Annotated in this window: 10 protein-coding genes; 4 read left to right on the plus strand and 6 right to left on the minus strand. The window is 53.6% G+C overall.

What is annotated here, in order from left to right:
• Positions 1–44 precede the first annotated feature (44 nt).
• The gene (locus VAE55_RS11040) at positions 45–1,142 is read left to right on the plus strand and encodes a site-specific DNA-methyltransferase (protein WP_322815837.1); all 1,098 of its coding nucleotides are present in this window, start codon (positions 45–47) and stop codon (positions 1,140–1,142) included.
• A gap of 437 nt (positions 1,143–1,579) precedes the next feature.
• Here the strand turns inward: VAE55_RS11040 and VAE55_RS11045 are convergent, their stop codons facing one another.
• The 4 genes from VAE55_RS11045 to VAE55_RS11060 all read right to left on the minus strand — a co-directional run bounded on the left by VAE55_RS11045 (position 1,580) and on the right by VAE55_RS11060 (position 7,755).
• Entirely contained in the window at positions 1,580–2,362 is a 783-nt protein-coding gene (locus tag VAE55_RS11045; protein ID WP_322815838.1) for a succinate dehydrogenase/fumarate reductase iron-sulfur subunit, read from the minus strand.
• A 94-nt stretch (positions 2,363–2,456) separates the two neighbouring features.
• Positions 2,457–4,430, minus strand: coding sequence for a fumarate reductase/succinate dehydrogenase flavoprotein subunit (locus tag VAE55_RS11050; RefSeq protein ID WP_322815839.1), 1,974 nt, complete (start codon positions 4,428–4,430; stop codon positions 2,457–2,459).
• Between the two features lie 38 nt (positions 4,431–4,468).
• Complete coding sequence (locus tag VAE55_RS11055; protein WP_322815840.1) at positions 4,469–5,188, minus strand: succinate dehydrogenase cytochrome b subunit; 720 nt, start codon at positions 5,186–5,188, stop codon at positions 4,469–4,471.
• 950 nt (positions 5,189–6,138) lie between these two features.
• Positions 6,139–7,755, minus strand: a complete 1,617-nt coding sequence (locus VAE55_RS11060) for an ATP-binding protein (RefSeq protein ID WP_322815841.1) — start codon at positions 7,753–7,755, stop codon at positions 6,139–6,141.
• Positions 7,756–8,138: 383 nt separating this feature from the next.
• Here VAE55_RS11060 and VAE55_RS11065 point away from each other — a divergent pair, with 383 nt between their 5' ends.
• Positions 8,139–8,645: a hypothetical protein gene (locus VAE55_RS11065; RefSeq protein WP_322815842.1), complete on the plus strand. Its 507-nt coding sequence runs from the start codon at positions 8,139–8,141 to the stop codon at positions 8,643–8,645.
• Between the two features lie 105 nt (positions 8,646–8,750).
• On the opposite strand, the gene VAE55_RS11070 is transcribed toward VAE55_RS11065, so the two are convergent.
• Positions 8,751–9,125, minus strand: a complete 375-nt coding sequence (locus VAE55_RS11070; RefSeq protein WP_322815843.1) for a hypothetical protein — start codon at positions 9,123–9,125, stop codon at positions 8,751–8,753.
• A gap of 53 nt (positions 9,126–9,178) precedes the next feature.
• Here VAE55_RS11070 and VAE55_RS11075 point away from each other — a divergent pair, with 53 nt between their 5' ends.
• Positions 9,179–9,922, plus strand: a complete 744-nt coding sequence (locus VAE55_RS11075; protein WP_322815844.1) for a glucosaminidase domain-containing protein — start codon at positions 9,179–9,181, stop codon at positions 9,920–9,922.
• Positions 9,923–9,978: 56 nt separating this feature from the next.
• Complete coding sequence (locus VAE55_RS11080) at positions 9,979–10,653, plus strand: M23 family metallopeptidase (RefSeq protein ID WP_322815845.1); 675 nt, start codon at positions 9,979–9,981, stop codon at positions 10,651–10,653.
• 508 nt (positions 10,654–11,161) lie between these two features.
• On the opposite strand, the gene VAE55_RS11085 is transcribed toward VAE55_RS11080, so the two are convergent.
• Entirely contained in the window at positions 11,162–12,136 is a 975-nt protein-coding gene (locus VAE55_RS11085) for a tetratricopeptide repeat protein (RefSeq protein WP_322815846.1), read from the minus strand.
• Between the last annotated feature and the right edge of the window lie 752 nt (positions 12,137–12,888).

The following is a 12,888-nucleotide window of genomic DNA, read 5'->3' on the forward strand; positions in this document are numbered from 1 at the left end:
TCGATGGCATGTACTCACAGAATGACTCTGTTGATTAAATGGATATGGATACCGAACAATACACGCAGCTTCCAATCGATCAGATCATTTGTGGAAACTGTCTGGATATTTTGCCAAAACTTCCAGATCAGTCTGTTGATCTTATCTTCGCCGATCCGCCCTATAACCTGCAACTGCGTAACGAGTTGCGACGACCAAACCAGACCCTTGTCGAAGGGGTAGATGATGAGTGGGATAAGTTTACTGATTTGACCGCCTACGATGCCTTCACCCGTGCCTGGTTGCGCGAGTGTCGGCGCATTCTCAAAGATAGCGGCACCATCTGGGTGATCGGCACCTATCACAATATTTTTCGCGTAGGTACCATTATGATGGACCTCGGATTCTGGATTTTGAACGATGTGATCTGGCATAAAGTGAATCCAATGCCCAATTTTCGTGGTGCCCGGTTTCAAAACGCGACCGAAACCCTCATTTGGGCAAAAAAATCGGCTGATCAGAAGACCTATACGTTCAATTATCAGGCGATGAAACATCTGAATGATGATAAACAGATGCAGAATGTCTGGCATATCCCGCTCTGCACCGGCGCCGAACGGATCAAAATTGATGGCCGTAAAGCGCATGCCACCCAAAAACCAGAAGCCCTATTGTACCGGGTCATCCTTGCTTCATCACAAGCGGGTGATGTCGTGCTCGATCCATTCTTCGGTTCCGGTACCACCGGCGCAGTTGCCAAACGGCTACACCGGCACTATCTGGGGATCGAACAAGACCCGACGTATGTTGCGATTGCCCGCAACCGGCTGGCTGCCATTACGCCGGTCGCGGTCGATCACCAGATCTTGACCACCCCTTCAAAACGGGATGCGCCGCGAGTGGCATTTGGTCAACTTATCGCGGCGGGCTATATCGCAGTTGGTCAGCAACTCTCGAATCGTGACCGCAGCGTTATCGCTACGGTCAAGGCTGATGGCCATGTCGTGTGGAACGGGGTTAGCGGATCAATTCACGCCATTGCCGCCAGGGCCCAGAACAAACCGGCGTTTAACGGCTGGGAGTACTGGTTTGTTGAGGAAGCCGATGGTTCCCTGATCAGTATTGACGAGCTACGTGAACGATATCGGGCGGAGCATTTGTGATCGAGGTGATGGTTGTGTCAGCGCTGGGTAATAGTGCTCGTGACACGCGACTCAACGATTACCCCGACACTACGACTGTGCGCGGATGCGCCGAACCAGCGTGCTAACTTTGTGTACGGTGTGATCATCCCTTGTCAGACAGGGTTGCCCGTGGCGCGTGGTATGAAGTGCAGCGGCAACGCTGCCGCGCCAGCCGTGATCAGGCACGGCAGCGCAATGGTTTCCCCATTTTGCTCAACAATGGTCATCATCCAGTGCTACCGGCGAGTCGACGAGTTGTGGTCAGGGGGCACGGCATGCCGTGCCCCCCTACCTGGCACCATTGTCTGGCAGTGCGTCGTTCAGATGCAGTAGATTTGAGATTACCGGCGCTATAGAAATCCCTCTTCCACACCAGTGGAAGAGGGATTACGTAGACACAGTGGATAACGAACAGCCTAACGAGTCGTCGTCGGCACAATCGGCGTATTCGGTTCAATACCGCGAAGCGCTGCCATCACCAGATCGCGGTTGAGCTGGGCAATCGTCTCAAGGCTGATCTCCTTGGGGCAGACCGCAGCGCACTCACCGATATTCGTACAATTGCCGAAACCCTCGAAATCTGCCTGTGCCACCATATTAACGACTCGCTGATACCGCTCTGGCTGGCCCTGGGGCAGCAGCGCCAGGTGGGTGACCTTTGCCGCCGTAAACAGCATCGCCGAACCATTCGGGCAGGCGGCCACACAGGCACCACAGCCAATGCAGGCTGCGGCGTCCATTGCCCGGTCAGCAGCTACTTTCGATACCGGAATGGTATTGGCGTCGGGTGCCGATCCGGTGCTAACACTAATGTATCCGCCAGCCTGAATAATCCGATCAAACGCACTCCGGTCAACCACCAGGTCTTTCAGGATCGGGAATGCCGACGCACGCCAGGGTTCGACCGTGATGGTATCACCATCTTTGAAACTGCGCATGTGCAACTGACAGGTGGTAATGGCGTTCTTGGGGCCGTGGGCAACGCCATTAATCATCAGAGAGCACATACCACAGATACCTTCCCGGCAATCGTGATCGAACGCTACCGGCTCTTCACCTCGCGACATGAGATCCTCGTTAAGCACATCCAGCATCTCGAGGAACGACATATCGGGGTTGACGTTATCCATAACATACGTCTTGAACTCGCCGGGAGTATTGCGATTCTTCTGCCGCCAGATCTTCAGCGTGATCTTCATACTCTATCTCCGGCCACCGATTGATGGTGTCAACCGGCAGCAGTTAAACTGATAGTAACAGAAACCTGTACGAAATCGCTAGCATCCAACCGGATTACTTATAACTGCGCTGGGTCGGCTTAACGTACTCGAAGACGAGCGGCTCTTTGTGCAGGCGAGGTTTCGCCAGATCGCCGGTAAACTCCCACGCTGCCACATACGAGAACTGCTCGTCGTTGCGCAGTGCTTCACCATCAGGTGTCTGGTATTCTTCGCGGAAGTGGCCGCCACACGACTCTTCACGATGGAGAGCATCTAGACACATCAGCTCGGCCAGTTCAAGGAAATCGGCCACCCGTCCGGCTTTTTCCAGTGCCTGATTGAGATCGTTGGCCTCGCCGGGCACATTCACATTCTCCCAGAACTCGGCGCGAATCTCAGGGATGCGCTGTAATGCCTCGCGTAGACCGGCCGCATTGCGTGCCATACCGCACTTGTCCCACATCAGCTTGCCCAACTCGCGGTGGAACGAATCGACGGTTCGCTTGCCGTGAATGCTGAGCAGACGCTGAAGACGCTGGTTGATCTCGGCTTCGGCTTCAGCGAATTCAGGACGGTCAATGCTGATACCACTGGGCTTAACCTGGGCCAGAAAATTGGCGATGGTGTAAGGCAGAATGAAATAGCCGTCGGCCAGACCCTGCATCAGCGCCGACGCACCCAACCGATTGGCACCGTGATCCGAGAAGTTCGCCTCACCGATCACGAACAGGCCGGGGATCGTGCTCTGGAGGTTGTAATCAACCCACAGTCCACCCATCGTATAGTGAACGGCGGGATAAATCCGCATTGGAGTTTCATACGGATCTTCGCCGGTAATCTGCTTGTACATATCGAAGAGATTGCCGTAGCGTTCGGCAATCTTCTGTCGGCCCAGGCGCTTAATCGCATCGGCGAAGTCGAGATAGACCCCCAGACCGCCGGGACCAACACCGCGCCCTTCATCGCACACCTGCTTGGCAGCACGAGAGGCAATGTCGCGCGGCACCAGATTACCGAAGCTGGGATAGCGCTCTTCGAGATAGTAATCGCGCTCTGATTCAGGAATGTCTTGCGGGCGGCGTGTATCTCCCTTCTTCTTCGGTACCCAAATCCGGCCGTCGTTACGCAACGACTCCGACATCAGAGTTAGCTTGCTCTGGTATTCACCACTGACCGGAATACAGGTTGGGTGAATTTGGGTAAAGCAGGGATTACCGAAAAACGCCCCCCGACGATGAGCGCGCCAGATCGCTGTGGCATTACACCCTTTGGCATTCGTACTCAGATAGAAGACATTGCCGTAGCCACCGGTTGCCAGCACAACCGCATCGGCAGCGTAGCGCGTGATTTTGCCGGTCACCATATCGCGGGTAATGATTCCACGCGCTCGTCCATCAACAACTACCAGATCAAGCATCTCGGTACGGGGGAACATCTTCACTGTACCGGCTGCGATCTGACGGCTCAAAGCCTGGTACGCGCCGAGCAGCAACTGCTGGCCGGTCTGACCACGAGCGTAGAACGTGCGTGCCACCTGGGCACCACCGAACGAGCGGTTATCAAGCAAACCACCGTACTCACGGGCAAACGGTACACCCTGGGCCACGCACTGGTCGATAATATTGACAGAGACCTGGGCCAGGCGGTAGACATTACTCTCACGTGCCCGGAAGTCGCCACCTTTCACGGTATCGTAGAAGAGGCGATAAATGCTATCGCCGTCGTTGCGGTAATTCTTGGCTGCGTTGATACCACCCTGAGCGGCAATGCTGTGTGCGCGACGCGGACTATCTTGATAGCAGAAGCAAAGCACGTTGTACCCGGCTTCACCCAGCGTAGCGGCTGCCGACGCTCCGGCTAGTCCAGAACCGACCACAATAATCGTGTATTTTCGGCGGTTGGCCGGATTTACCAGCTTCATCTCAAAGCGATGCTTATCCCAGCGCTGCTCAATCGGGCCAGTCGGGACTTTGGAGTCAAGGACACTGACATACTCAACCTGCCGCGTCCCGGTACGAACAGTCGTCTCGTTCTTCGTCTCGCTCATGCGAATTTCCTCGCTCTTCTAGCGTTGGTCTGGACTATCTACGCGACAAAGCCGAAGTAGACCGCCAACGGAAATGAGATATTGCCAATGAAAACGGCTGCTGCGACAACAATTGCCAGACCGCGCAATAACCGATCATAGGTGCGATTGTTCCAGCCAAGCGTCTGAAACATACTCCAGACACCGTGGTAGAGATGAAGGGCCAGGAAGACCATTGTCAGGAGATAAAAGCCAACGATCAGTGGATTTTGAAAGCCATACACGACATTATTGTAGGTTTCGTACACATTATTGTGTGGATGGATGAATTGCCCGGGTTGATAGCCGACGACGCCGAAGGTTAGATGTAGGATGTGATAAATAATGAAGAGAAAGATCAATACACCGCCAAACCGCATTGTATAGTCGGCATACCCTGATTGGCGCTTGTGCTGCCCATAACGGCGTACCGTTGAAATACTGCTCGCCTGCAAACTGCGCCGGCTCTGAAGGGTCAGGCTGGTGGCGGCCCAAATATGCAAAAATACTGAGGCCAGTAAGATAAAGCGTGCTATCCAGAGCAAATGCTCGTGGCCGAAAACGGGATAGCCGAGTTCGCGCAGACCGGCCGCATAAGCGTTGTACACTTCAGGGCCTTGATACATCTTCAAATTACCGTACATGTGAAAAACGACAAAGCCAACGAGAACGAAGCCGGTCAGCGCCATAATCACTTTTTTGCCGACCGACGTGCGGGTGAGGGTGAGCACTCCTGTCATCGTTCCATCCTTCCCGAAACCAAGCTCTGCGCAAGATACAGACGATCATTGACTGCCGGCCAGAGCCGGCAGTAGCAGGAAAATATCCGTAATTTATCCTACAAAGTATCTTACCGCTACAGAATTATAACGGAATTACGATCAATTGTCTACCGCTTGCAACCATCCGATCACTTCTTGTGAAGAAAGGTACGAGGCTTGTTGAAGCCATAAACAACCATCAATCCTGAGCGAATGAGTAGAGCAAAGAACGATTCGATCTTAAATCAATAGCAAAGAAGTCTGTAAGAAGGCACAAATCTGGCGCAATCGGTTATGGGTGGTTGATAATGTTGGGTATAGTACGGAATTATACCGGTATGAGTGGTGGGCTACCATGTCAAATCTGGTGTCATAGCATGGATGACACGTGATCCGACGATCACCGTGGCACAACCCCTGAGCGCAGATGCGTCGAATCAGTGTTCCCGCTTCGCACGCAGTGGAATAACGTTGTGGCGACGATGCCATATGTTGTAGCGTTGTCTACGCGGTACCGGCAACTTTCCGTGGGGTGTGCTGCCGGCCCGTGCTCATCCATCCCCATCACCAAGGTCGCGTACTGGCACGGATACGCGCTGCGTACCGGAGTGATGCTTTCCACCAAACCAGATTTTATATTAAGCATCCTCTGTGTTCTCCGTGTCTCTGTGGTGATTCGTTACACTACAGCGGCACCGAGAGCCTAGAGAGTTGAATGGGATAAATGGCGGAAATACCGTTCTCCGTCTCCGCACTAGGACGCCGCCGGCGTGATGGCGCGATCACGAGTGATGCTTTCCACCAAACCAGATTTTATACGCAACATCCTCTGTGTCTCTGTGGTGATTCGCTGCACCACAGCGGCATCGCAAGCGCAGAGGGTGGTATGGGATAAATTAAGGTAACTTAGAACCAGATGATACGTTCGTCTAAAGATCCAACCGCACCTTGGCGCCAAAGTTCTTCTTCTCCTTGCTAGGGAAGTACGAGAGGCACGCGGCATCGAGCAAGTCCGGGCTCAGCGTTGGGGTCTCCATGTTGTAGCGGGCAATTGCGATTAATTGATCGAGAATATCGCGCGGCTGGCACATCCGAAACGGCCGCTGATCGGGGCGAAACCACTTGGCGATCAGATAATCAATGCTGCGATCATCGTAGGGAACTTTGCGAACCCGACACATGATCTTCCAGATTTCCCGCCATTGCTCTTCGGTTGGATCGATAATCTCGATCTTGAACTTGATACGACGGAGCAAAGCATCGTCACCCAGGTCTTTGGGATCGAGGTTTGTGCTGAACATAATGAGCTGATCGAACGGAATCTGGATCTTCTGCCCTGATACCGTATTGAGAAAGTCATAGCGCTTTTCGAGGGGCACGATCCAGCGATTGAGCAAATCGAACACGCGCACCTGCTGGCGGCCAAAGTCGTCGATCAAAAAGATGCCACAGTTGGCTTTCATTTGAAACGGCGCCTCGTAGATCTTTGAGGTCGGGTTGTAGATCAGATTGAGTTGTTCGAGCGTTAGCTCACCGCCAACAATGACCACTGGTCGACTAATCCGAACCCAGCGCCGGTCATATTCAACCTCTTCTGGTAGAGGATTACGAGGCGGCTCGTGAATAACCGAGTCGTACATTTTGATGATGGCGCCATCGGTATACACCGCATACGGAATAAAGATGTCGTCACCCATCAGATAGGTAATACGCTCGGCAATCGTTGTCTTACCGTTGCCGGGATACCCGAAGAGCATCACCGATGATCCGGAATTGACCGCCGGCCCAACCATATTCAGAATGGACTCATCGATCACCAGACCCTCGAACGCATCGCGGATATTCCGGCGTGTTACCTTAACATTCTTCACCGTCTGTGCTTTTACCGACTCGATCCAGCGTTCAAGCGGTACCGGGCAGACACTGGTGTACTGAACCTTCTCCATCGCAGCCTGCGCCGCCGTCTGCCCGCGTGGCGTCAGCACGTACTCATAGTTAATATCGCCGAAACCACGTTGGCCGACAATATCAATCTGTTCGACATTCCGCAGGTCGACGATGATTTGCTCAATCACCCGGTAGAATAGCCCCATCGCTTCAGCCAGCTCCATCCCGGTTGCTCGCCCTTTGTTGTAGAGAATGCGCAAGAACTGCTCGGTAAGGAATGTACGGTTGAGACCGGTTTCTGCCGGTGTTGTCGGCTGTTCAGGTGAAAACGAATTACTAAGTTGCGGACGTGCTTCATCTTCAGTAGGGGGCGGATCGCCCAGCATGCGGAGCGTTGCCACGTTTTCGCCACGGGCACGCGCCTCACCGATCAACCGCTCAAGATCGGTGACGTGCATCTGAAGATGGAGCAGTGCATCAACATCGTTCTTAGCCTGCGCTTCTTTCAGGCAGGCATATACGGCACGGGCGACAGTGTATTTGACGCCATCGATGTAGAGGTGATGACAATACTCCTGATTGCGCACGTAACAATCACGCGGCTGGCTCTTCCGTGCTAACATTTCGTCGTAAGAACGTTGATCGAGTAAATAACGCATAGCACCTCTTCTTTGTCATCAGGGAGAACGTTCATTATGACCGTTGCCTGCGGGGAAACGGAGCCTAGGCAACTTTGCCGGGATGTGTCACTGTCCTCATTGTAATGCCGCTAGCGAACCATCGTACTACCAGCAATCCATTTTGTTGGACGAATTTCATCATCAGAATGAGAAAAGAGAGCTTGACGATAGTGACAATTTTTGCTAGAATTAGAACAAATGTTCGATACAGTGTTGAACATCATGCCAACACATATCAACACATGGTCAAGCGGCAACACCCGGCAGATCGTCGACCGGTCAGGGAAGATGCGAGGAAGGATCTATTCCCGAATAATGATTGATAAGGTGTGGCATTGTAAAGCTCGCAGAGGAGGCCTGGCATGGCAACTACCAGTCGTGAACTACACCGGGTGCAACGAACCTTCAGGATAGGCCGTATCATGCAGGGAGCCGTGATCGCACTAGCGATTGGTGCGCTTACCATACTGGTTGGAGCTATCACCGACGTTGGTCGCACGATCATCGACGATTGGCGCTATGGCAGGCCACGCACCACCCATCTGACCGGCTATGCCGGATTACCTGCCGAGCGCTCCGGTCATCCTTCGCGGTTTATGGCGCTCAATCTTGATCGGCAGATTGTGATCATGGTTATTCCGGGTAGTGACATGAGCCAGGTGCAAACCTGGCCAGGCCCATACTTGTTTGGGTTAGGCGAAGATCTGACGCCTGTGGTATTATCATTAGAAGATGTCGACAGCGATGGGTTGGCCGATCTGGTAGTGACAATCCATCAAGAGCAACTGGTCTATCTTAACCGTGATGGTACATTTCGTTTGCCAACGCCAGAAGAGTGGCATCGACTGGCACAGGAGTGGGGCAAGTGAGCACGTTCTCCAATCGCAAGAGAGGGCCACGACGGCCAGGCCAGCCTCTCTTTCCAATTGAGGATCCGGAGATCGTGCATGCACCGACGCAGCCGCTGGCCGATCTTACTGCCGATCTTGATGCGGCTCTGGCGGATCAATCATCTGTATCGCATACGACGGTCGAACCGCAGGGTTTGCGGATTCCTGATGAGGTACGGGCTGCTTATGAGCGTGCCCGACAATCAGCTCGATCAACGCCTCCGCTTCGTCCAGGCTATCGGCGTACTTCTGAGCCGCCCCGGAACGCTCAACCAATGGCAGGCAAAGATTTGTCCCCACCGGTCCGACCCGGTGGATCGGTGGGTAGACCATCAGCGCTGCATCATCCCAGAATGAACAGACCAGAACCGGCGTCGTTATCAACCGGGCGGGTTGCTCCCATTCGTGCCAGACACAATCTACCAGCGGAGCATCCATCACCGGAGCCAAAGCGAGCACCGGTTACAACCGTCGTCAGCCAAGTACCTCGCTTTGAGCGGCAAACAACGTTCGTGCCTGTACCGGCGGAGCTTACCGACGAGTTGATCTTACCACCACCGACATACCGTCGGCCTGAACCCCTTACAATTGCCGATTGGTTTAATCAGCCGCTCGTGTTGCTGGCAATTGCCGTTACCAGTATTGTTGTTGTTGGATTGTGGTTCAGTCTGGCAGTTGCATCGCCATTTTTGAGCTTTCAGTACGCAAGGGTGAATGACGGCTCGGTAGCATCCAGTATTGTCGCAGCAGCTGGTATGAGTCCTGCTATAGTTCCTGCGCCTGGCGATTATCGTCTGCGAGCTGCACCCAGCCTGTCGCCGGTACAGATTGATCGGATCTTGCAAAGTTACGGTTCACCGGCGACCGGTACCGGCGAAATCTGGTACCGCCTTGGTGTGGAATATAACATTGATCCAGCCTATGCCCTTGCCTTCTTTATTCATGAAAGCGGGGCCGCTACCAATCCGAACTGGGCCGGCTTTAAGCCAGATGGTAGCACAACCCACAACGTCGGAAATATTATTTGTGCCGGCTACCCAACCTGTTATGGCCGGTTTCGCGATTACCCCAACTGGGAAGCCGGTATTGCCGATTGGTATCGCCTGATCGATGTGGAATACATTCGTGGCCGCGGACTTCAGACAGTGGCTGAAGTCATCCCGATTTACGCACCGTCGATAGAGAATGATGTTCAGGGATATATCAATGTCGTTACGCGGCTGGTTGATCAATGGCGCACCGGCAATATTCCATGAGTGATCGATAACTAAACAGGTTCACGTTTATCCAACATCTGCGGTAGAAACACACTATGCGAATCTTTTTTCCTATCTTTGTTTTTGCTGCCATCGTACTCCTGGCATTTGTTGCCTTCAATGCGATGAATCGATCTAACCAGCCTGTGCTCAGTGGCTGGCGCGGTCCAGTAAATGCGAGTGAGTCCCTGGCAGCGAACATTGTCGGTAGCACTGATGTGTCGTCCCAACAAGGACTGATCGGTGTAGCCGAACCACAGGGACGGGGACTCAGCGATTCGCTCGTGCCCACCGGAAATCCGCTCGGTGTTGCCAATACCGTTATGACGCAAGGTTATGGTGTCGGCACCCACGCGCCGGCAGCGGTTTGGGGGGCGATTGATCTGGCTATCGATGGCAACGGTGATGGAAAAGCCGATCCAGAAGGTACTTGGAATCAGCCGGTCTACGCCACCCATGCCGGTCAGGTCAAGATCACATCGAATAGCTGGCCTGCCGGCAACCACGTTTGGGTTACTAACGAACTCTATCGCACCGGTTATGCTCACCTGTCAGGCTTTGCCGTCAGTGATGGTCAATGGGTCAATCCCGGTGATGTGATCGGATACATTGGTTCGACCGGTATGTCGAGTGGGCCACACCTTGACTACCAGGTCTGGGTCTGGCGCGATGGGCAGTGGGTCAATCAGAACCCCCTTGATTACAACGTCTTTGCAGCCTCTGGCCGTTGATGAGAACCGGTTTTAAGACGGCTCTCGCGCAGGTAATGATGAGATGGCAACCTGGCCCTGTTCGGCGCCATTTCCGGGGTCGCGAACCGGACTATCCATCTTGCCGTAACCATCTGTTGATGTACTGATCTCGCCATTCCTTTGTCGGTCTCTGGATGTTAACCTTCAGGCGGGCTAAAGCCCTACCTGACGCCGTGACAGTCCCGCTGGGTCTAGGCCGAAGCACGCCTAAAACCCGCCCCGTCAGGCGGGCTGAAGCCCTGCCTGACGCCGTGGCAGCCCCGTTGGGGCTAGGGGTAAACCTCCCCGCCGTCAGGCCAGCCCCGGAGGGGCTTCCACGCATTGAGGCGGGGTTTCAACCCGCCGAACAATGAACCCGCCGCACCATCATCCCGCCGCCAGCACCCGGCCCCCTTCCCGCGACCAGGCCAGCCCCGGAGGGGCTTCCACGCATTGAGGCAGGGTTTTCACCCGCCGAGCCAATCTGCCGCTCTGCATCTGTGGCACTTCATCCCGAACGTGAACGTCGCTTGCTTGCCATTTCATCTAACGAAGGTATCACATCAGTACCGCCTACTTCATGGCTTGCCAGCGGCTGATGATGTCGCGAACGATGCTCCTCAATGAAACCAAGTGCAGCGGCTCGCCAGGCGTTGGCAGCACACGGGCCACTGGGGTCGATTTTGATGCTGAGCAAGAATTGATCGCGGGCCATATCGTGTTTGCCACAGGCGGTCAACAATTCACCGAGACGGTAATGAAGCTGCCCACGACTGGCCGGAGGACAGGCCGGCACAAGAGGTATCACCTGAGCCAGGAAAGATTCTGCTTCACTACGCCGTCCTATCTCAATCAAATAATTAGCGAGAGTACAGTAAGCAACAGCACGCTCAACCGGACGTCGAGCAGTATTGATTGCCAGACGTACATGGTACTCGATCTGTTCATTAGTTTCTGCAAAATCACTCATTACCATGTTTGCCTCAAATAAATCAGGGTTGAGTGCGAGTGCTTTTCTGGCATATTGAATAGCTGCCTTTGGTTCTTCCAGATCAATCAGCGCGATACTCAATGCTGCGTACAATTTGGCATCGTCAGGATCAAGCCGGCACGCTTTCTTCAAGTGGTCTATCGCTACCCGTGGCCGATTGCGCTGGAGTGCGATGAGGCCCAGCAGCCAGTGTGTGTCAACCGAGAACGGGTTGAGCGATTTGGCTATTCGAGCGAGCCGCATTGCCGGATGGTACTGCCCGTTATTCAGCATCCGGTACGTCTGGCCGATGAGCAGGTATCGACTCAGGAACCAGAGGCTGCACAACACTGCCGGTAGAGCATTTATCAACACAACGCCACCAAGAACCATCCACAATAAAACAGCGATAATTCCTGGCAGCTCTGGAGTACGCAGAAGAGCTTGGCCAAGCCGGTAGCGAGCGATTCGATACGGTTGCAGTTCCTCCAGGTCTGATGATTGAAAGCCCATAGGTAGCTCCTTCGCGCAGTTGGCCACTTCTCAGTGATGGCGCAGGGCTACTCACTGTACGTGGCTGCGATACCGTGTCATCCCGATACGTGGGTCTGCGATGTACGTTCGTGCGATATAGCTACGTACAGCATAGCAGGGAGTTGTGACATCTACGGTCACATTGGGCTGCCTCCTTTCAGAAAGCTGGCATTTGAACAGAACCCCGGTTAGTCTGTTTGATCGCGCCGTGTGAGCCAATCCAGCTCCGCTATCAGGTCATGATGGTGCGTATGGATGCATCACATGCTCCTGATAATAGAGATGACAGAGGCAACCGATTTTTGGCACAACAGTATTTATCGGTCACTCGAAATATCACCGATGAGTGACAGTAGGCGGCAATCTGTATGGGCAATCACCCTGTACATGTGTGCCGAAATCTTGACTTTTGCTAACATCTTTGAAATTAAAGAAAGAGGGTATTATTTGCAACAACGGCAGCGGGTCTGCATCTGAACATTTGTACTTCAGAACTTTGACCATCCGTGTTGAACGTTGCAGTTGACTAATCATGCTGTAAAGAGTGGCGATCAAATCTCGTGGATAGATTTAATACGGTTTTGCTTTACAGTATCGAGTAGAACCTGTTTCAAAAAACATCTACGAGAAGGTATCTTCTTCATTGCCGCTCGATCCCATGTTCGTGACGAGCACACCCGGCCTCCGCGTGACCAGCCGGGTCAATGACGTTGCACGCGCCAGATCGTGAG

This window comes from Chloroflexus sp. (assembly GCF_034432675.1).
GTDB lineage: Bacteria > Chloroflexota > Chloroflexia > Chloroflexales > Chloroflexaceae > Chloroflexus.